Source organism: Streptomyces sp. NPDC029139, assembly GCF_055564335.1.
In genome coordinates, this window is sequence record NZ_JBVHWN010000002.1 from 85,685 (window position 1) to 102,007 (window position 16,323).

Annotated in this window: 15 protein-coding genes; 9 read left to right on the plus strand and 6 right to left on the minus strand. The window is 73.5% G+C overall.

All coding sequences use genetic code 11. From position 1 onward, the window contains the following. Positions 1–127: 127 nt before the first annotated feature. Both ACZ4VW_RS04510 and ACZ4VW_RS04515 read right to left on the minus strand, forming a co-directional pair. A complete protein-coding gene (locus tag ACZ4VW_RS04510) occupies positions 128–1,183 on the minus strand; it encodes an aminotransferase class V-fold PLP-dependent enzyme (protein WP_467958346.1) in 1,056 nt (351 codons plus the stop codon). 81 nt (positions 1,184–1,264) lie between these two features. Continuing rightward, on the minus strand, positions 1,265–1,978 hold the full coding sequence (locus tag ACZ4VW_RS04515) for a DsbA family oxidoreductase (RefSeq protein WP_467958348.1): 714 nt from the start codon (positions 1,976–1,978) through the stop codon (positions 1,265–1,267). 311 nt (positions 1,979–2,289) lie between these two features. On the opposite strand from ACZ4VW_RS04515, the gene helR reads away from it, so the two are divergent. After that, entirely contained in the window at positions 2,290–4,452 is a 2,163-nt protein-coding gene (helR, locus tag ACZ4VW_RS04520; RefSeq protein WP_467959551.1) for an RNA polymerase recycling motor ATPase HelR, read from the plus strand. On the opposite strand, the gene ACZ4VW_RS04525 is transcribed toward helR, so the two are convergent. Next, positions 4,439–5,386, minus strand: a complete 948-nt coding sequence (locus tag ACZ4VW_RS04525) for an AraC family transcriptional regulator (protein WP_467958350.1) — start codon at positions 5,384–5,386, stop codon at positions 4,439–4,441. The genes helR and ACZ4VW_RS04525 overlap by 14 nt on opposite strands. 86 nt (positions 5,387–5,472) lie before the next feature. Between ACZ4VW_RS04525 and ACZ4VW_RS04530 the strand changes: the two genes are divergently transcribed. Then, entirely contained in the window at positions 5,473–6,495 is a 1,023-nt protein-coding gene (locus tag ACZ4VW_RS04530) for a zinc-dependent alcohol dehydrogenase family protein (protein WP_467958352.1), read from the plus strand. A 62-nt stretch (positions 6,496–6,557) separates the two neighbouring features. Here ACZ4VW_RS04530 and ACZ4VW_RS04535 read toward each other — a convergent pair whose 3' ends face one another. Beyond that, complete coding sequence (locus ACZ4VW_RS04535; protein ID WP_467958354.1) at positions 6,558–8,054, minus strand: aldehyde dehydrogenase (NADP(+)); 1,497 nt, start codon at positions 8,052–8,054, stop codon at positions 6,558–6,560. 118 nt (positions 8,055–8,172) lie between these two features. On the opposite strand from ACZ4VW_RS04535, the gene ACZ4VW_RS04540 reads away from it, so the two are divergent. Continuing rightward, positions 8,173–8,943, plus strand: coding sequence for an IclR family transcriptional regulator (locus ACZ4VW_RS04540; protein WP_215072285.1), 771 nt, complete (start codon positions 8,173–8,175; stop codon positions 8,941–8,943). A gap of 107 nt (positions 8,944–9,050) precedes the next feature. Here the strand turns inward: ACZ4VW_RS04540 and ACZ4VW_RS04545 are convergent, their stop codons facing one another. Next, positions 9,051–9,548 (minus strand): cupin domain-containing protein, encoded by a 498-nt coding sequence (locus tag ACZ4VW_RS04545; protein WP_467958357.1) that lies wholly within the window; start codon positions 9,546–9,548, stop codon positions 9,051–9,053. A gap of 162 nt (positions 9,549–9,710) precedes the next feature. Between ACZ4VW_RS04545 and ACZ4VW_RS04550 the strand changes: the two genes are divergently transcribed. The 4 genes from ACZ4VW_RS04550 to ACZ4VW_RS04565 all read left to right on the plus strand — a co-directional run bounded on the left by ACZ4VW_RS04550 (position 9,711) and on the right by ACZ4VW_RS04565 (position 14,261). After that, positions 9,711–10,757 (plus strand): hypothetical protein, encoded by a 1,047-nt coding sequence (locus tag ACZ4VW_RS04550; RefSeq protein ID WP_467958359.1) that lies wholly within the window; start codon positions 9,711–9,713, stop codon positions 10,755–10,757. After that, positions 10,754–12,049 carry a sensor histidine kinase gene (locus tag ACZ4VW_RS04555; RefSeq protein WP_467958361.1) on the plus strand — a complete coding sequence of 432 codons (1,296 nt, stop codon included), beginning with the start codon at positions 10,754–10,756 and terminating at the stop codon, positions 12,047–12,049. Before ACZ4VW_RS04550 ends, ACZ4VW_RS04555 begins: the two co-directional genes overlap by 4 nt. Continuing rightward, entirely contained in the window at positions 12,049–12,696 is a 648-nt protein-coding gene (locus tag ACZ4VW_RS04560; RefSeq protein WP_467959553.1) for a response regulator transcription factor, read from the plus strand. Before ACZ4VW_RS04555 ends, ACZ4VW_RS04560 begins: the two co-directional genes overlap by 1 nt. A 116-nt stretch (positions 12,697–12,812) precedes the next feature. Then, the gene (locus tag ACZ4VW_RS04565; protein ID WP_467958363.1) at positions 12,813–14,261 is read left to right on the plus strand and encodes a peptidoglycan D,D-transpeptidase FtsI family protein; all 1,449 of its coding nucleotides are present in this window, start codon (positions 12,813–12,815) and stop codon (positions 14,259–14,261) included. Between the two features lie 55 nt (positions 14,262–14,316). Here ACZ4VW_RS04565 and ACZ4VW_RS04570 read toward each other — a convergent pair whose 3' ends face one another. After that, positions 14,317–14,877: a GNAT family N-acetyltransferase gene (locus ACZ4VW_RS04570; protein WP_467958364.1), complete on the minus strand. Its 561-nt coding sequence runs from the start codon at positions 14,875–14,877 to the stop codon at positions 14,317–14,319. Between the two features lie 68 nt (positions 14,878–14,945). Here ACZ4VW_RS04570 and ACZ4VW_RS04575 point away from each other — a divergent pair, with 68 nt between their 5' ends. Further along, the gene (locus ACZ4VW_RS04575) at positions 14,946–15,335 is read left to right on the plus strand and encodes a hypothetical protein (RefSeq protein ID WP_467959555.1); all 390 of its coding nucleotides are present in this window, start codon (positions 14,946–14,948) and stop codon (positions 15,333–15,335) included. After that, a complete protein-coding gene (locus tag ACZ4VW_RS04580) occupies positions 15,332–16,027 on the plus strand; it encodes a hypothetical protein (RefSeq protein WP_467958366.1) in 696 nt (231 codons plus the stop codon). The genes ACZ4VW_RS04575 and ACZ4VW_RS04580 overlap by 4 nt, the downstream gene beginning before the upstream one ends. Positions 16,028–16,323: the final 296 nt, after the last annotated feature.

The window sequence follows — 16,323 nt, forward strand, 5'->3', positions numbered from 1 at the left end:
GGGGTTGGGGGCGTGGTGGGGGGGGGGGTTGGGGGGGTGTTGGGTGGCGTTCCCCCCCCCCCCCCCCCCCCCCCCCCCCCCCCCCCCCCCCCCCCCCACCGGCCGGGACGTGAGGCCCCCGGAGCCGTCAGCCGGCCAGGACCTCCAGGGCGCGGTCCACGTCCGCCGCGCTGTTGTAGAGGTGGAAGGACGCCCGCAGGTTGCCCGCGCGGGCGGACAGCACCACGCCGGCCTCGCGCAGTGCGGCCTGACGGTCGCCGAGACCCGGCACGCCGACGACTCCGGAGACGTCCCGCACCGGCTCGTGCCCCAGGTCGGCGACGCCCGCCCGGAAGCGCGCCGCGAGGGCCTTGTTGTGGGCCTCGATCCGCTCGATGCCGATCTCCTCGAGGAGCGTCAGCGAGCGGGCGGCCCCGTGGTACGACAGGAAGGCCGGCGGCTCGTCGAACCGCCGTGCCGAGCGGGCCAGTTCGCGCACGGGTCCGTAGCTGTTGACCCACAGCTCCTCGCCCGTCACCCAGCCGGCGTGGATCGGGACCAGGGAGTCCTGCGCCTCCTCGGTGACGGTGAGGAAGGACGCCCCGCGCGGGCAGAGCAGGAACTTGTAGCCGCCGGCCACGGTGTAGTCCCACTCCCCCGCCCGCAGCGGCAGCCAACCCGCCGACTGCGTGGCGTCGAGGAGCGTGCGGGCGCCGTGCGCGGCGGCGGCGTCCCGTACCGCCGGGAAGTCGGCCGTCCGGCCGTCGGCGGACTGCACGGCGGAGAAGGCGACGAGGGCGGTCTCCGGGCCGATGGACTCCGCGAGCCGCTCCAGCGGGACGAAGCGTGTCTTGAGATCGCCGCGGACCGTGAACGGTGTGATGACGGAGCTGAAGTCACCCTCGGGGAAAAGGATCTCGGAACCCGCCGGCATCGACTGCGCGATCATCCCGACGTGCACGGAGACCGAGCTGCCGACGGCGACCCGGTCCGGGTGGACGGACATGAGCCGGGCGTAGGTGGCGCGGGCCTCGTCGACGGTCTCGAAGCTGCCCGCGCCCTCCGGCCGCCCGTCGGCGGTCTCCTCGGCGAGGAGGGTGATCGCCTCGATCGTGCGGCGCGGCAGCAGGGCGCAGGCGGAGGTGTTCAGATACGTCTGCTTCGGCGCGAACTCGGCGCCGCCGAGGGGGTCCATGGCATCCATGGCCCCAGCCTGGGCTCCCCCCGACCGCACGTCAACGACGCATGATCGACGGGACCGGTCCACGGGAGCCCGGAAGGACGCTCACGCCCGGGGCGGTTCCGGGACCTCGCACCCGTCGGCGTCGCAGGCGGCCGCGTCCCCGCCGACCGGCTGCAGTGCCCGGCCCTGCCACGCCTGCTCCAGCGCCTGGGTGAAGACCTCGGCGGGCTGCCCTCCGGAGATGCCGTAGCGGCGGTCGAGAACGAAGAACGGCACGCCGTTCGCGCCGAGTTCGGCGGCCTCGCGCTCGTCCGCCCGTACCGCCTCGGCGTACGCGTTCTTGTCGGCGAGGACGGAGCGGACCTCGGTCTCGTCCAGGCCGGCCTCGACGCCGAGCCGCACCAGGGTCTCGGCGTCGAAGACGGAGCGCTCCTCGGCGAAGTTGGCGCGGTAGGCGAGGTCGAGCAGTTCGTTCTGGCGGCCGCGGTCCTTGGCCAGGTGGAGAAGGCGGTGGATGTCGAAGGTGTTGCCGTGGTCGCGGCCCTCGGTGCGGTAACCGAGGCCCTCGGAGTGCGCGTTGGAGGCGACGTGGGCCTCCATCGCGCGGGCCTCCTCCAGCGTCCGGCCGTACTTCTTCGCCAGCATGTCGATCACGGGAGCCGTGTCGCCCTTGGGCCGGTTCGGGTCGAGCTCGAAGGAACGGTGCACCACCTCGATCTCGTCGCGGTGGGCGAAGGCCGCGAGCCCCTTCTCGAAGCGGGCCTTGCCGATGTAGCACCAGGGGCAGGCGATGTCGCTCCAGATCTCGACGCGCATGTTCTCTGCTTCTCTCCGGGGTCGTGGGATCTACCGTGGCCGCAACGCGGCGGGGTGCCCGATTCATTCCGTACGGGGCCGCGGTGTGAGGCGGAGCACGAGGGGTGCCGGAGGAGACGCGGAACGGGGTGCCGGAGGAGACGCGGCACGGGGGCGCCGGGGGGGCAAAAAAGAAGGGCAAAGGAGCGTCCGCTTCCCTTGCCACTCTTAACTTATAGCGCACCGGGGGGCTTGCGGCAAGGCCCCCGTGGTGCCGCAGAATCACTGGCCTCACGCCAGAACCCCGGACATCGGAGATCCACCACGTGCATGTGAACGACCTGCCCACCAGCGCGTTCGACCTCCCGGACCGGCTCTCCGCCAAGTCCGACCCCACTCTGATCGGCCGCGACGAGCAGCACTTCGCGGCCGTCGCGGAGAGCCTCGAGCAGACGATCGCCGAACTGTCCGGCCGCCTCGACGCCCTGCGCAGGGCGCCCGGCGGTCTCGGCCGGGAGGCGATGGAGCGCGACGTGGAGATCCACCGGCTCACCGGTCGGCTGCGTACCCTGCGCCGCTTCGGTCTGGACCTGTGCCTCGGGCACGTCGTGCACGCGGACGACCCGGAGCCCGTGTACATCGGGCGGCTCGGCCTCACCGACAGCACGGGGCGTCGGCTGCTGCTCGACTGGCGTTCCCCCGCGGCCGAGCCGTTCTTCGCGGCGACCCACGCCCACCCGATGGGCCTGGCGAGCCGCCGCCGGTACCGCTGGACCCGCGGCCGGATCAGCGACTACTGGGACGAGGTGTTCACCGCCGACGGGCTGGAGCGGCACGCCGCGCTCGACGACCAGTCCGCGTTCATCGCGAGCCTGGGCGGCAACCGCTCGGAGCGGATGCGTGACGTCCTCTCCACCATCCAGGCCGACCAGGACGCCATCATCCGGGCGGGATCCCGCGGCGCGCTCGTCGTCGACGGCGGCCCGGGTACGGGAAAGACCGTCGTCGCCCTGCACCGCTCCGCCTACCTCCTGCACTCCGACCCCCGCCTCGGTCACCGTCGGGGCGGCGTCCTCTTCGTCGGTCCGCACCGGCCGTACCTCGACTACGTCGCCGACGTGCTGCCGAGCCTCGGGGAGGAGGGCGTGCAGACCTGCCTCCTGCGGGACCTGGTCGCCGAGGGGGCCGAGGCGGTGGTCGAGAGCGACCCGGACGTGGCCCGGCTGAAGTCCTCCGTGGGCATGGTGCGGGCGATCGAGAAGGCGGTCGCGTTCTACGAGACGCCGCCCACCGAGGCGATGACGGTCACGACCCCGTGGACCGATGTCCGGCTGAGCGCCGGCGACTGGGCCGAGGCGTTCAAGGCGCCGGAGCCGGGTACGCCGCACAACGAGGCGCGCGAGCAGATCCGGGAGGAACTGTTCACGATCGTGCGGGACCAGCACGACGAGGACGTCCCCGAGGACCAGCTCCGGAGGGTGCTGCTGCGGGACGAGGAGCTGAACGGCGCCCTGAACGGCGCGTGGCCGCTGCTCGAGGCGGCCGACCTCGTCGGGGACCTGTGGTCCGTGCCCGCCTACCTGCGGATGTGCGCCCCCTGGCTGAGCCCCGAGGAGGTACGGAAGCTGCGGCGCTCGGACGCCCGGGCGTGGACGGTCTCCGACCTGCCGCTCCTGGACGCGGCCCGGCAGCGGCTCGGCGATCCGGAGGCGTCCTCGCGCAGGCGGCGGCGCGACGCCTCCGTCGCCGCGGAGCGCGCGCGGATGGCCGACGTCATCGCCGACGTGCTCGCGGCGGATGCCGACGGTGAGGGGGCGGTGACGATGCTGCGCGGGCGGGACCTCCAGGACAGCCTGATCGACGAGAGCGCGCTGCCCGGTGCCGAGCCGGATCTGCTCGCCGGACCGTTCGCGCACATCGTGGTGGACGAGGCCCAGGAGCTGACCGACGCGGAGTGGCAGATGCTGCTGCTGCGCTGCCCGTCCCGGAGCTTCACCATCGTCGGGGACCGTGCGCAGGCCCGGCAGGGGTTCACGGAGTCGTGGCGGGAGCGGCTGGAGCGGATCGGGCTCGACCGGATCGAGATGGCCGCGCTGAGCATCAACTACCGCACGCCGGACGAGGTCATGGCGGAGGCCGAGCCGGTCATCCGGGCCGCGCTCCCGGACGCCAACGTGCCGACGTCCGTCCGCAGCAGCGGCATCCCGGTCGTCCACGGGGCGGTCGCGGATCTGGACGCGATCCTCGGGGACTGGCTCGCCGAGCACGACGACGGGATCGCCTGCGTCATCGGCAGCGGCGGCACCGGCGCCGGCCGGGAGCGGGAGACGGACCGCGTCCGGTCGCTGACTCCGGGGCTGTCGAAGGGGCTGGAGTTCGATCTGGTCGTCCTCGTCGACCCCGAGTCGTTCGGTGAGGGGATCGAGGGAGCGGTCGACCGGTATGTCGCGATGACCCGGGCGACCCAGCGGCTCGTCGTTCTCACGAGCTCCTGACCTCGGCCGCAGGGGCGGGGCCGGCGCCCCTGCGGTACCGCCCCGGCGCCATGCCGTACTCCCGCTTGAACGCCTTGGCGAAGGCGAACTCCGAGGTGTAGCCCATGCGTTGGGCCACCGCGCGCAGAGGCGCGTCGTCCGCGCGGAGCAGCCGGCCCGCCGTGGTCATGCGCCACCACGTCAGGTACGCCAGGGGCGGCCGGCCCACCAGCGCGGTGAACCGGCGGGCGAAGGCCGCGCGGGAGAGGCCGCCCTCCGCCCCCAGCTCCTCCACCGTCCAGGCCCGGGCCGGGTCCGCGTGGATGGCGCGGAGGGCCGCGGTGACGGCCGGGTCGCTCAGGGCCGCGGACCAGCCGGACGTGCGGTCGGGGCGCTCGGTCAGCCACCAGGTGCGCAGCATCAGCACGAGGAGGGTGTCGAGGAGGGCGGGCACGAGCGCGTCCGATCCCGGTTGCGGGTCGGCGAGTTCGGCGCCGAGCAGGTCGACGCCGGCGCGCAGCCGGGTGGGGGCGCCGGCCCGGGCGGGGATGTGCACGTACGGCGGCAGCTCGGTGAAGAGGGGGTGGGCCCGCGCCCTGCTCACCTGGTACGCCCCGCACACCAGCAGGGTCTCGTCGGGGCGGGCGGGGCCGCGGGCCGGCGGGGTGGGCCAGGATCCGTCGGGGGTCCGCACGGCGTCGACGAGCGGGACGTCGGGGTGGGCGGCGAGCCCGTGGCCGCTGCCGTGCGCCAGCAGCACCACGTCCCCGGGGCGCAGTTCGACGGGTCCTCCGTCGCCCGGCGGGATGAGCCAGGCCGTGCCCTGGACCAGCCCGTGGAACCCGGCCCCCTCGCCCGGCGGGAAGCGAAGGCCCCACGCGCCGGAGTCGACCGTCCGGGAGGAGTGCGGTCGTCCGGTGCGCATCGCCATGACGGCATCACTCAGTACGTCCATGGCCGCACGGTACCGCGAGACGACCGGACATGGGCGGGAGGTCCTGGGACATGGAACGTCTCGGGGCCGCTGCCTACGGTCGAGACATGACACATCGACAGATGAACGCACAGGTGAATCGGCAGACGACACGCGCGGTGCTGTTCCACGCACTCGGAGGCCCCGAGGTGCTGACCGTGGAGGAGGTTCCGCTTCCCGCGCCCGGCCCCGGCGAGGTGCTCTTCCGGGTCGAGGCGATCGGTCTCAACCGGGCCGAGGCGCTGTTCCGCGCGGGGACCTACTACTACCCGGCCACGCTTCCCGGCTCCCGGCTCGGGTACGAGGCGGCGGGGGTGGTGGAGGCGGTCGGCGCGGGTGTCACCGCGTACGCCGTCGGGGATCCCGTCATGGCGGCCGCCAACTTCGACTTCGGGGTGCACGGCGTGTACGCGGAACGCGTGGTGCTGCCGGAGGAGTACGTGGTGCCCCGGCCCGAGGGCGTGGACGCGACGACCGCGGCCGCCTCGTGGCTGACGTACTCGACCGCGTACGGCGGCATGGTGGAGGCGGGCGGGCTGCGGCCCGGCGACCCCGTGGTGATCACGGGGGCGTCCAGCGGTGTCGGGACGGCCGCGATCCAGGTGGCTCTGAGGGTCGGCGCGGTGCCGATCGCCACGACGCGCGGCGAGGAGAAGCGGCGGCGACTGCTCGACCTGGGCGCGGCGCGGGTGATCGTCACCGACGACGAGGACCTGGTGAAGGAGGTGAGGCGGTTCACCGGCGGGCTCGGCGCGCGGGTGGCCTTCGACGCCGTGGGCGGCCCGGGCTTCGCCGAGCTGGGCGGCGCGCTGGAGACGGGGGGCACGGCGGTGCTGTACGGCTGGCTGGACCACCGTCCGGCGGCCGTGCCGATGAACTGGCCGCTCACCGTGCGCGGGTACGCCAACGGCGCGGTGGTGGGCACGGCGGACGGACGGCGGCGGATGGCCGGGTTCATCGGTTCCGGTCTGCGGGACGGCTCGCTGGCGCCGGTGATCGCCGAGACCTTCGAGGGTCTGGAGCGGATCACCGACGCCCACCGGTTGATGGAGTCCAACGCGCACACCGGGAAGATCGTGGTGCGGGTGTGAGCCTCCGGGGGTGTCCTGTCGATCAGCCCGGCACGATCGGCGAGGCACCCCCTGGTGCCGGGTCAGCGGCGGGGCAGGCCCAGCGGGTTGTCGTCCCGGAGCTCCGGGGGGAGCAGGTGGCCGGGCGTCGACTGGTAGGTGACCGGGCGCAGCCAGCGCTCGATCGCGGTGGCGCCGACCGAGGTGGAGGTGGAGGTGGTGGCCGGGTAGGGCCCGCCGTGGTGCTGGGCGCCGGCCACCGCCACGCCGGTCGGCCAGCCGTTGACGAGTACGCGTCCTGCCAGCGGGGTCAGCTCGGCGAGCAGGGAGGCCGCGTCGGGGTCCTCCTGCGCCATCTGAAGGGTGGCGGTGAGGTTGCCGGGGAGCCGGGAGAGGACGGCGCTGATCTGCTCCCGGGAGTCGTAGCGGGCGACGACGGTCACCGGGCCGAAGCACTCCTCCAGGAGCACGTCGTGCCCGCCCTCGTCGAGCAGGGCGTCCGCGTCCACGGTGAGGAAGCCCGCGTTGACGGTGTGCGGCCCGCCGGGGCCGGGCTTGACCGGCGCGGTGACGCCGGGGAGTTCGGCGCGCTCGGCGGTGCCGGTGAGGAACGAGCCCAGCATCCGGTGGTCGAGCATCACGCCGGGTTCGCTCTCGCTGACGGCGTCCGTCACGGCGGACACGAAGCGGTCGCCCGGCTCGCCCGTGGGCGCCAGCACGAAGCCGGGCTTGGTGCAGAACTGGCCCTGGCCCATGGTCATGGAGGCCGCGAGCCCCGCCCCGAGCTCGCCGGCCCGCTCCTGCGCGGCCGCTTCGGTGATCACGACCGGGTTGAGGGAGCCGAGTTCGCCGTGGAAGGGGATGGGGACGGGGCGGGCCGCCGCCGCGTCGAAGAGCGCCCGCCCGCCCCGGACGGAACCGGTGAAGCCGGCCGCCGCGATCAGCGGGTGCCGGACGAGCTCGACGCCCGCGTCGAAGCCGTGGATCAGGACGACCACGTCCTCGGGGAGCCCGGCCTTGACCGCGGCGCGGCGCAGCAGGGAGGCGCAGAGTTCGGAGGTGGCCGGGTGGTCGGGGTGGGCCTTGACCACGACGGGGCAGCCCGCCGCGAGCGCGCTGGCGGTGTCTCCGCCGGGGACGGAGAAGGCGAGCGGGAAGTTGCTGGCCGCGTAGACGGCGACGACGCCGAGCGGGATCTTCCAGCGGCGCAGGTCGGGCCTGGGCGGGACGGTCGTGGGGTCGGGCAGGTCGATCCGGATGTCGAGGAAGGAGCCCTCGTCGACCACGTCGGCGAAGGACCGCAACTGGGCGGTGGTGCGCGCGAGTTCTCCCGTCAGCCGGACCGGCCCGAGGGCGGTCTCGGCGTCGGCCGCCTCGACGACGTGCGCACCGGCCTCGTCCAGGAGGTCGGCCGCGGTACGGAGCAGGGCGGCCCGCGCCGTACGGTCGGCGAGCGCCTCGCGGGTCGCGGCCGCGGCGCGGACGGCGCGGTCGACCTCCTCGGCTGTGGCCTCCACCGCAACCTGTTCCCGCGGCTTCCCCGTCCGGGGGTCCACACTCCACACTGGTTCCGCTGCCACGGCCACGCCCCTCTTCACGCTCTGTTCGCTATTCTGAACAGGGTTCCTGTAGATGAACAGGACTCTATTGACGGGCGTGCCCTCTCCACAAGAGGCACCGACGAGAGGGGCGAGGGCCATGTCGACTGCCGACACGGGCGGGGCGCAGGTCAAGTCCGCTGTACGCACGGTGGAACTGCTCGAGTACTTCGCCGGGCGCCCCGGGATGCACTCGCTCGCCGCCGTCCAGGAGGCGGTGGGCTACCCCAAGTCCAGTCTGTACATGCTGCTGCGCACCCTGGTCGAGCTGGGCTGGGTGGAGACGGACGCGACGGGCACGCGGTACGGCATCGGGGTGCGGGCCCTGCTGGTCGGCACCTCGTACATCGACGGGGACGAGGTCGTGGCGGCCGCCCGGCCGACCCTGGACCGGCTCTCCGACGACACCACGGAGACCATCCACCTGGCGCGGCTCGACGGGACCAACGTGGTCTATCTGGCGACCCGTCAGTCCCAGCACTATCTGCGGCCGTTCACCCGGGTCGGACGCCGGCTGCCCGCGCACTCGACCTCGCTCGGCAAGGCGTTGCTGGCCACCCACAGCGACGAGCAGGTCCGCAAGCTGCTCCCGGAGACGCTGCCGGCGCTGACCGAACACACCCTCACCGACCGCGAGAAGCTCATCGAGGAGCTGCACCTCATCCGCGAGCAGGGGTACGCGGTGGACCGCGAGGAGAACACGCTCGGGCTGCGCTGCTTCGGCATCGCGATCCCCTACCGGACCCCGGCGCGGGACGCGATCAGCTGCTCGGTGCCGGTCGCGCGGCTCACCCCGGGACACGAGCAGATGATCAAGGACGCCCTCTTCGACGCCCGCGACCGGCTGACCCTGGCGACCCGCCGCCTCTGAGAGACCGGCAGCCGCCGCCTCCGCGTCGGGCACCTGGCGCCACCGTGCCCCCGGCGCGCGGCGCTCGGCGCTCGGCGCTCGGCGCTCGGCGCTCGGCCGCGATCCGCTCAGCGGCGGTCCGCCAGGGCGCGCTGCCACACCGGGCTGTCGACGTAGTGGTTGTCGTACCGCTCGGAGGACTCCTTGATCTCCTCGAAGCTCGCCTCGCCGCGCATCACGCGGCCGAGCAGCCGCAGGTAATCGAACCGGGCCATGCCCGGCGTGAAGACGAACAGGACGTCGGCCTCGGCGCCCGGCGCAGCGGCGAAGGCATGGGGGGTGTGCGGCGGCACGAGCAGGAAGTCTCCCTGCTCCAGGACGGTGAGCTCCTCGCCCAGGAGCACCTGGAGCGAGCCGCCGAGCACGTAGAACATCTCCGACGCCCTGGTGTGGAAATGGGCCGGGGCGCCGACGGCACCCTTCGCGAAGGTCGAACGGTAGGTGGTGAGCTGCCCGCCGGTGGTGTCGGAGTCGGCGAGGAGCGTCATCACGCTGCTCGGGTCGGCGGTGGTCTCGGCGGTGGCGGCGCGGGTGAGGAGCGGGGCGAAGGGCTGCGTCGTGTTCATGAAGATCACTTTATGGCGGGTGGTGACCCGGCGAAGGGTGCATTCACGGCCGGAAAAGATGGGTCAATCCGGGGAGGCTGAGGGCTGTCTCCCCCGTGCGGCGGAGACGGTCCGCCGGTGGGAACGACGTGGCGGGAGGGGCCCGCACGGGAGCGTGGGGCCATGAAGCCGACCGCTCCTGCCGATCCCCCTCCCGCGCCGCTCCCCGACCCCGCGCCGCTTCCCGACCCCGCGCCGCTTCCCGACCCCGCGCCGTCCGGGCGGCCCGGTCCCGCCCGCCGGGTCCTGCGCGCCGTCGCCGTCGTGGCCTGCCTCCCCTACATCGTGCTCAAGACCGTCTGGGTCGCGGGCGGCGAGATCGGCATCCCGGCCGGCAGCGTGCTCCTGGAGAACCGCACGACGGTGGCGACCGCCAACGTGGTCTCCCTCGTCGCGGACGTCCTGGTCGTGGTCCTGGCCCTGCTCCTCACCCAGCCCTGGGGGCTGCGGGTGCGGGCCTGGCTGCTCGCCCTCCCGATGTGGGGCGCGACGGGGCTGCTCGCCCCGATCATGGTCGGCTTCCCGGCGCAGCTCGCCGTCTCGCTCCTCCGCGGCCCCGACCCGGAGGCCCCGCCCCGCGAACCGTTCCTGGACGAGTGGGTCTTCGGCGTCGTCTACGGCGGATTCATCGCCCAGGGCCTCGCGCTCGGCACCCTCTTCGTCCTCTACACCCGTGACCGCTGGGGCCACCTCTGGCGCGGCACCCTCGGCGAACTCCCCGCCCGCTTCGGCGGATCGGGCGTACGGGTCCTCGCCGTGGCCGGGGCACTGACCGCCCTCCTCCCGGCCGCGTCCCGGCTGCTGTGGGCCACGGGCGTGACCCGCGGCCTCCCGCCCGCCCGGATCGCCCCACGTGACGGCGACTTCTACGTCCTGGAAGGCATGCGGCTGCTCTTCCTGGTCGTCGCGGTGGTGTCCGTCCTCGCCCTGGCCTTCCGGTGGGGCCGGTCGGCGCGGCTGCGCACGGTCCTCGGTCTCGGCTGGGTCGGCTCGGGCGGGGCCGGCTGCTGGGGGGCCTACCTGATGCTGGTCACGCTGCTGCCGGAGACCGATCCCGCCGAAGGCGTCACGGGTCCGATGCGGCTGACCTACGCTGGCGAGATGATCACGGGGTTCCTGCTGGCCGGCTGCCTGGCCGTCTTCCTCCGGCGCCGGAGCGCGAGCGCGTGACCCGGCGCTGGGGCAGTGCGCTGTTCGGGCATCGGGCGAGGCTCCGCTGGATCCATCTGATCCTGGGGGGCGCCCTGTTCATGCCGTACTGGCTGGTCGGCACCGTGGCCACGGGATGGCTCCTCGGCGGGCGGTCGATGTTCGAGGCGAGCCTGGCCCTGCAGTTCGGGGCGTACGGGATCGGCCTGCCGCTCGCCGCGGTCACCGCGCTCTTCCCGCTGACCCGGCCGATGTCGGTGGCGGCGGTGCGGGCCCTGTGCGGGATCCGGGCGGACCGGCTCGCGGACGGCCCGGCCCGGGGCCGGAGCGCCACCGCGCGGACGGCCGGCTGGTACACCCTCCATGTGGGCATCGGGGCGCTGGTCAGCGGGGCGACGCTGGCGCTGCCGCCGTTCGCGGTCACGGTGATGGCGCTGTCGTTCTCGTCCGGCCTGCGGGCCTCGCGGCCGGTCTCGTACTGGGGTCTGGACCGGCCGTGGCTGCAGTGGTGCGGACTCCCGGCCGGGCTGCTGATGCTCCTCGCGCTCGCCTCCGTCGCGGCGGTGGCCGGGGAGTTCCTGGCCCGGCAGGCGCCGAGACTGCTCGGGCCGAGCCCGGCGGACCGGCTGGCGGCGGCCGAGCGGCGCGCCGCCGAGCTGGCCGTGCGGAACCGGCTCGCCCGTGAACTGCACGACTCGGTCGGGCACGCGCTGAGCGCGGTGACGCTCCAGGCGAGCGCGGCACGGCGGGTCCTGGACACCGATGTGGAGTTCGTACGGGAGGCGCTGGCCGCGATCGAGGAGACCACGCGGCGCACCGTCGGCGAGCTGGACTCGGTCCTCGGCCTGCTGCGTCAGGGCGCGGACGACGGGGAGTTGCCGGGGCTGCCGCTCGACGCGCTGGACGCGCTGGTGAGGGGCGCGGGTCCGCGGGTGGAGCTGTCGGTGACCGGAGACCTGGACCGGGTGCCGGACGCCGTGGCGCGGGAGGCGTACCGGATCGTCCAGGAGGGCCTGACGAACGCGGCCCGGTACGCCGGCGGCGAGCGCGTGTCCGCGCGGCTCGCCCTGCACGACGACGAGCTGGAGATCACGATGGAGAACCCCTTGCCCGCCCGCGCGCCGGTGGCCCGCCCCGACGGCGGCCGCGGCCTCCTCGGCATAGCGGAGCGCGCCCGCCTCCTGGGCGGCACGTCGCAGGCGGGCCCGGTGGCCGGTGCGTGGCGCCTGGCGGTCCGGCTGCCGCTGGGAGCGCGGCGGGAACCGCTCGGAGCGGGGCGGGAGCCCGGTCGCGGAGAGGCGGATGCCCGGTGATCAGGATCGTGCTCGCGGACGACGAGCGGATGGTGCGTACGGCCCTGCGGGTGATTCTCGACGCGGAGCCCGACCTGGAGGTCGTGGGCGAGGCGTCGACGGGCGCCGAGGCGGTGTCGGTGGTGCGGGAGCGGCGGCCCGACGTGGTGCTGATGGACGTGCGGATGCCGGAGATCGACGGGATCCGGGCGACGGAGCAGATCCTGGCGGGAATGACGGAGCCGCCGCGGATCGTGGTGGTGACGACCTTCGAGAACGACGCGTACGTGTACGACGCGCTGCGGGTGGGCGCGGCCGGGTTCCTGCTGAAGCGGGCGGCGGCCGAGGAGCTGGTGGACGCGGTCCGGCTGGTCGCGCGCAGCGACTCGCTGCTCTATCCGGCGGCGGTACGGGGGCTCGCCGCCGAGCACGCCCGCCGCCGTCCCCCGGCGGCGCCGCCCTGGGTGGCCCGGCTCACCGAGCGGGAGGCGGAGGTGCTGCGCCTGGTGGCGACGGGCCTGACGAACGCCGAGATCGCCGGCCGGATGGGCGTGGGCCCGGCGACGGTGAAGACCCATGTGGCGGCGGTCCTGGCGAAGACGGGCGCGCGGGACCGCACGCAGGCGGTGATCCTGGCGTACGAGTCGGGGTTCGTCGGAGCGCGGTGAGCCGGCGGGCGCGCTCGGGTCTCCGGCCCGGCCACCGCCCGGGCCGGATGAAGGTTCCCTGAGAAAAGGGACACATCAGGAACGACCGGCCGCCTTCCGCTCGTCCCGCATATGGGATGAACAAGACGATCAGGCGCGCCTCGGTCTTCTCGCTGCTCCTGGTGCTCGCCCTGCTGGGGCGGGCGACCTGGGTGCAGGCGTACGAAGCCAAGGCCCTCGCGGACGACAAGAAGAACCGGCGGAACGTCATGGCGCAGTACGCGCAGCCGCTCGGGAACATCATCGTGGCCGGCTCGCCGGTCACCGGATCGAAGAGGACGGAGGGCAGCGACCTCGCGTACAAGCGCGGCTACACCGAAGGCGAGCTCTACGCGGCCGTCACCGGCTACAGCTCACAAGCCTACGGCGCCACGCAGCTGGAGGGCATCTACTCCGATGTCCTGGACGGCACCGACACCCGGCTGAAGAACCCGCTGGACGCCCTCACCGGCAAGCAGCAGGAGCCCGGTGACGTGGTCACGACGATCGATCCGGCGGTGCAGAAGGCCGCGTACAAGGCGCTCGGCGACAAGAAGGGGGCGGCCGTCGCCATCGATCCGAAGACCGGGCGGATCCTGGGCATGGTCTCCACCCCGTCGTACGACCCGTCGAGGATCGCCGGCCTGACCGACGGCTCCGCCTGGCGGGAGCTGACCACGGACGAGGACAAGCCGCTGGTCAACCGGGCGCTGCGGCAGCCGCTGCCGCCCGGTTCCACCTTCAAGCTGGTCGTCGCGGCGGCCGCGCTGGAGAACGGGCTGTACGACTCCGTGGACACCCCGACGAACAGCCCGAATCCATACAAGCTACCCCATTCCACCCGCTATCTGGAGAACGAGAACCCCTCCGCCCCCTGTGAGAACGCCACCCTCCGCACCGCGCTCCAGTACTCCTGCAACAACGTCTTCGCCAAGATCGCCGTCGATCTCGGTCAGGACGAGGTGAAGGCGATGGCGGAGAAGTTCGGCTTCAATGACGACGAGCGCGACGTGCCCGTGCGCGCCTACGCGAGCGTGTATCCGTCCGGCATGGACAAGGCGCAGACCGCGCTCACCGGTATCGGCCAGTTCGATGTCACGGCGACGCCGCTCCAGATGGCCATGGTGTCCGCGGCGATCGCCAACGACGGTCTCCTGGCTGCCCCGCACATGGTGTCGAAGGTCGTCGACTCCGACGGGGACGCCCTGGAGTCCTTCGAGGACGGGGACACCCGGCGGATCGTTTCCTCCTCGACAGCGGAGCAGCTGCGCAGCGCGATGGTGACCGTGGTCGACAAGGGCACCGGGACGAACGCGGCCGTCGACGGCGCCGAGGTCGGCGGCAAGACCGGGACCGCCCAGCACGGCGAGAACAACAGCAAGACCCCGTACGCCTGGTTCACGTCCTACGCGAAGGACGCGACGAGCGGGAAGGAGGTCGCGGTCGCCGTCCTGATCGAGGACTCCGGCGCGGCGCGCTCGGAGGTCAGCGGCAACGGGCTCGCGGCGCCGGTGGCGCAGAAGATGATGAAGGCGGCGCTGAGGTGACCTGCCGTCGCGACGACGGGTCGTGGCGGGCGGTCGTGACCGCCGGCCGTCGTGGCTACCGCTCCAGGGACCTGGCCATGAAGAGCGCGGTCTCGCCCTCGGACTCGGTGCCGGTGTAGAGCGTGGTGTCCAGACCGCAGAGGCGGAAGCCCATGCGCCGGTAGGCCCGTACCGCCGGGACGTTGACGCTGGTGACCTCCAGCCAGGCGGTACGGGCTCCGCGCTCGCGGCCGTACGCGAGGGCGCGGCGCATCAGCTCGCCGCCGATGCCCCGGCCGCGGTGGGCGGGGGCGACGGTGACCTGGTGGACGACGAGGCGCCGGTTCCACTCCTCGACGGCGACGGCGATGTACCCGGTGACGGTCCCGTCCGTGCCGACGGCCACGATCTCGTGCACGTCCGCCGCCGGACCGTCGTCCTCCGCGTCGTCCGCGTCGTCCGCGTCGTCCGCGGGGAAGACCTTGACCAGCGGCGGGTCGACGGCGACGAGCCGCATCCCGAACCCGAGGTCACCGCGAGCGACTTCGTAGACGTGGTCCGTCGTGAAGGAGTCGTCGAGCGCGGCGACGGCCGATTGGTCGGCGGGCCCCGCGACACGGTATGCAAGGTCACTCATGCACCGAGCATAGTTTCGACCCGCGGAGGACCGCCGTGCGCCTGCCCCGTTCCCTTTCCGGCTGGACCATGGCCGTCTTCGGGCTGCTCGCCGCCGCGTTGGGGGTGGTGGGGCTGGTGTCGCCCGCCGCCATGCTCACCGTCATGGGCTTCGAACCCATACCCGGTGCGAGCCGTGCGGACGGGGACCACACCCTTGTCTTTCTGACCGCTTCTTCCATGGCCGCGCTCAATATGGGCGTCTACTACGTCCTGGCCTCACTCGCGGACTGGAAGCCCTTCTTCCGCTGGACGGTCCCGTTCCGTCTCCTCACCTGTGCCGTCTTCACCCTCGCCGTCGTCACCGGCCGCGCGCCGGCCGGCTTCCTCGGAGTGGGCCTGTGGGAGGGCCTGGGCGCGGCGGCGACGGGGGTTGCGCTGCGGTACGAGAACCGTGTCCGGAAGAACGCCGTCGCATGACCGTCCGCCCTTCCGACGACCTGACCACGACCTTCGCCCGCCTCGGCGGGGAGGAGGACGAGCGCGTCTGGAGCGAGCTGTGGGACGACCTGTGCCACCAGGGTTCCGTCTACGACGACAGCTTCTCCGCCCTGCCGTATCTGACGGCGATCGCGACGGGCCGGGCGCCCGGGAAGCCGGTGGACGCCGTGCTGATGGCGGGCCTGATCGCCTCGGCGGCGGACGAGGAACGCACCGCACGGTACGCGGGGGAGTTCGCCGCCCTTCTCCCCGTCGCCCGCCACCTGCTCGGCGCCTCGACGGACGACCGGCCCGCCTTCGTGTACCTGCTCCAGTGCGTCCTGGCCTTCGAGGGCGAGCGGGTGTGGAGCGCCACGCGGCTGGAGGGGCTGATGGAGGGCGAGTACGAGGTGGAGTGCCCGGACTGCACCTCGGCACTCTTCATCGCCTTCGGCGAGCACGGCACCTTCGCCTCGGCGGGCGACTACGTGACGGCGGACCCGCCGAGGGCGGAGCTGCTGCCGACGGCCCCGCCCGATCTCGGCCCGCTCCCCGCACGCCTGCGCCGACTGGCCCTGGAAGCGGGCCACGAGGACGTGGCACGGGGGCTGACGTACCTCTTCGGCCGCGCCGCGTGCCCGGACTGCGGGGCCGAGTTCAGGGTCTCCGAGCGGGTCGAGACGTACTACTGAGATGAACGACCCCCTCGCGGGACGCGGCACCGTCGACCGGGCGGCCCGGCGACGACACGCCTGCGGGTCGGCCGAGGCCGTCCCCGGCCTGCGGCGATTCCCCGACGCCGACGACCGGCCCGGCGAGGAGGCGGGCGCCGCCGGCAGCGAAGGGGCGTGCCGGGCGTCGCGGGCCAGGCGGGACTTCCGGACCCGGCCTAGGCCGTGTCCCGGAAAGTAGCGCCGTCTGCCCGCAGGGCAGGGCCCGCGGCGTCCGGTGCGTGCGATCGCAAGGCGGAGGGCCGCCCTCGTACTGG

What these genes read in the sequence shown, in the direction of transcription:
- ACZ4VW_RS04545 (WP_467958357.1), bottom strand. Translation starts at nt 9,548, where the DNA reads ATGAACACGACGCAGCCCTTCGCCCCGCTCCTCACCCGCGCCGCCACC.
- ACZ4VW_RS04575 (WP_467959555.1), top strand. Translation starts at nt 14,946, where the DNA reads ATGGCCGTCTTCGGGCTGCTCGCCGCCGCGTTGGGGGTGGTGGGGCTG.
- ACZ4VW_RS04515 (WP_467958348.1), bottom strand. Translation starts at nt 1,978, where the DNA reads ATGCGCGTCGAGATCTGGAGCGACATCGCCTGCCCCTGGTGCTACATC.
- ACZ4VW_RS04530 (WP_467958352.1), top strand. Translation starts at nt 5,473, where the DNA reads ATGACACATCGACAGATGAACGCACAGGTGAATCGGCAGACGACACGC.
- ACZ4VW_RS04565 (WP_467958363.1), top strand. Translation starts at nt 12,813, where the DNA reads ATGAACAAGACGATCAGGCGCGCCTCGGTCTTCTCGCTGCTCCTGGTG.
- ACZ4VW_RS04550 (WP_467958359.1), top strand. Translation starts at nt 9,711, where the DNA reads ATGAAGCCGACCGCTCCTGCCGATCCCCCTCCCGCGCCGCTCCCCGAC.
- ACZ4VW_RS04540 (WP_215072285.1), top strand. Translation starts at nt 8,173, where the DNA reads ATGTCGACTGCCGACACGGGCGGGGCGCAGGTCAAGTCCGCTGTACGC.
- ACZ4VW_RS04525 (WP_467958350.1), bottom strand. Translation starts at nt 5,386, where the DNA reads ATGGACGTACTGAGTGATGCCGTCATGGCGATGCGCACCGGACGACCG.
- ACZ4VW_RS04570 (WP_467958364.1), bottom strand. Translation starts at nt 14,877, where the DNA reads ATGAGTGACCTTGCATACCGTGTCGCGGGGCCCGCCGACCAATCGGCC.
- ACZ4VW_RS04580 (WP_467958366.1), top strand. Translation starts at nt 15,332, where the DNA reads ATGACCGTCCGCCCTTCCGACGACCTGACCACGACCTTCGCCCGCCTC.
- ACZ4VW_RS04510 (WP_467958346.1), bottom strand. Translation starts at nt 1,183, where the DNA reads ATGGATGCCATGGACCCCCTCGGCGGCGCCGAGTTCGCGCCGAAGCAG.